The organism is Streptomyces pseudogriseolus, assembly GCA_002154585.1.
Lineage (GTDB): Bacteria > Actinomycetota > Actinomycetes > Streptomycetales > Streptomycetaceae > Streptomyces > Streptomyces pseudogriseolus.
Genome location: MUNG01000220.1, coordinates 1 through 473, shown reverse-complemented (window position 1 = coordinate 473; position 473 = coordinate 1). Strand labels below are relative to the sequence as shown.

Annotated in this window: 1 protein-coding gene; it reads left to right on the top strand. The window is 70.8% G+C overall.

Going from position 1 to position 473, the window contains the following annotated elements:
• Nucleotides 1-114 precede the first annotated feature (114 nt).
• Nucleotides 115-372, top strand: a complete 258-nt coding sequence (locus tag CCN29_RS20350; protein ID WP_006135438.1) for a hypothetical protein — start codon at nucleotides 115-117, stop codon at nucleotides 370-372.
• The last annotated feature ends 101 nt before the right edge of the window (nucleotides 373-473 follow it).

Sequence of the window (473 nt, the reverse complement as noted above, 5' to 3'; positions counted from 1 at the left end):
CGCGGCACAGCACATGGCGACGGAGGACGGGGCCCAGCGGGTGCTGAGGACCGTGCAGCAACTGACCGGTGCATGAACCCGACCGCAGGGTGCGGCGGACGAGAGGGGACGGCAGTGACCTACGGCGGACTCCTGACAGTCATGCTTCTCGGCATGGCGGTGCTGGGCATGGCGGGACTGTGGGCCGGCACCCACGCCCTGCTTCACGACCGGGTGCCCGGCCGATGGTTCAACAGGATCGTGCGCAACCGCAGACTGTGGGGGGCCGGCCTGCTGGTCGTGCTCTCCAGCGTGCTCTTCCTCTCCTGGGCGCCGGCCGTCATCGGACTCGTGATCATGATCGCCGGACATGTGATCAGACCCACCGGCTGACCCTTCAGGCCGTCGGCCCCTGACCGCCGCCCTTCCGGCACAAGCCCGCCCGTGCCCGCTTCCCGGGGGAGGGGACGCGGACACGGGCGGAGTGGGGGGAG